Source organism: Gordonibacter sp. (genome assembly GCF_036667095.1).
Lineage (GTDB): Bacteria > Actinomycetota > Coriobacteriia > Coriobacteriales > Eggerthellaceae > Gordonibacter.
Map to the genome: position 1 here is coordinate 1 of NZ_JAVWUP010000372.1, position 1,359 is coordinate 1,359.

Sequence of the window (1,359 nt, forward strand, 5' to 3'; positions counted from 1 at the left end):
GCCAACACCTCGGCTGTCTTGAGGGCCGTGTGGGGCTGCTCATCGAAATGCAGGAACACTCGCTCGGCAAACGGTGACGCCTTGAGCCGCTGTACAAACGCCGCACGCTCACTGGCGCGGGCACAGTAATGCAGGTCGAAGTCGGCACCTGCATGGGCCAGGCGCTCGGCCATGCACAGGATCGGGGTGATGCCGATGCCACCGGCGAACAGCAGGCTGCGTCGTGCTTCATGGGTCAGGGGGAATAGATTGCGTGGTTCGCTGATCGTCAGGTGGGCGCCCTCGTGTACCTGCTCGTGCAAGCTGCGCGAGCCGCCGCGAGAAGCCGGGTTGTTGAGTACGCCGATCAGATAGCGATGACGCTCCTCGGGGTGATTGCACAGCGAATACTGGCGCACCAGCCCGTCCGCCAGATGCACGTCTATGTGCGCGCCGGCACTGACGGCGCTCTTGCCCTCGGCATGATGAACGCTGTTGTCGAGAACGGATGGGTGGATACCGAGTTCATCACTAAGCACTCAGTGGCTCCGTTCCTTGTCAAGCCCGACACCCATAAGTTCCTCCGTCTTTCAGACCTCGGGCGCGCTGAAGCAAAAAGCGATGCCGACAAGATCGTGGTCATGGGTAAAGATGGAACCGTTGACATCCCCGAAAATATCCCCGACCCCGTTATCGAAGGCACTTTCGATGTTGAGGGGCAAAGCGTTATAACAGCCTATACCTTGCTGCTTGAGCGTAGAGCGGAGTGGCCAGTTGAGCGCGCTGCTGGAATCACCGGCATCTCGGCGGCCGATATCGTCGAGCTTACTCGCACCATGTGCGTTGACTCTCCCACTACAATCTATACCGTTTTCGGTGCCGACCATTACTACAATGGGCATTGGAACTATACGTGCATGACGGCTCTCGCCATTTTGACCGGCAACTTAGGAAAGCCAGGCGCTGGTTTCTGCGGCAGCGCTTCTGCGGGAACCCTGTACCAAAACCTCAAGGAAGTATCCAATGTGCCGTGCCCCATCGAAAAGACACAAAGCCTTCCCGCTTACAGCATGGCCGAAACCATTCTGACCGGTACTCACAATGGAAAACCGTTTGACCTGCGCGGGTTGTTCGTCAATTTCGGAGATCCTGTTGCCAATATCGCAAGTAGGGATAAAACGATAGAAGCTGTGAAAGCGTTGGATTTCCTGGTTGTTTCAGACATCATGTTCTCGGAGACTGCCGCCTATGCCGATATTTTGCTTCCAGCTTGCTATTGGTTCGAATGCGAAGATATGATGTCCCAGCTTTCGTCCCATCCTTACCTGGTTTATTCAGCAGCCGCCCTCGATCCTTTGGGTGAATCAAAGTCCGATTTCG

Annotated in this window: 1 protein-coding gene and 1 pseudogene; one reads left to right on the top strand and one right to left on the bottom strand. The window is 56.2% G+C overall.

Annotated elements, in window-relative coordinates; all coding sequences use genetic code 11:
- Positions 1–518 (bottom strand): annotated as a pseudogene (locus RR842_RS14695) (ferredoxin reductase); the annotation flags it as partial.
- On the opposite strand from RR842_RS14695, the gene RR842_RS14700 reads away from it, so the two are divergent.
- On the top strand, positions 465–1,359 hold an 895-nt coding region (locus RR842_RS14700), incomplete at its 3' end, for a molybdopterin-dependent oxidoreductase (RefSeq protein ID WP_332730314.1). The pseudogene RR842_RS14695 and the gene RR842_RS14700 sit on opposite strands and share 54 nt — an antisense overlap.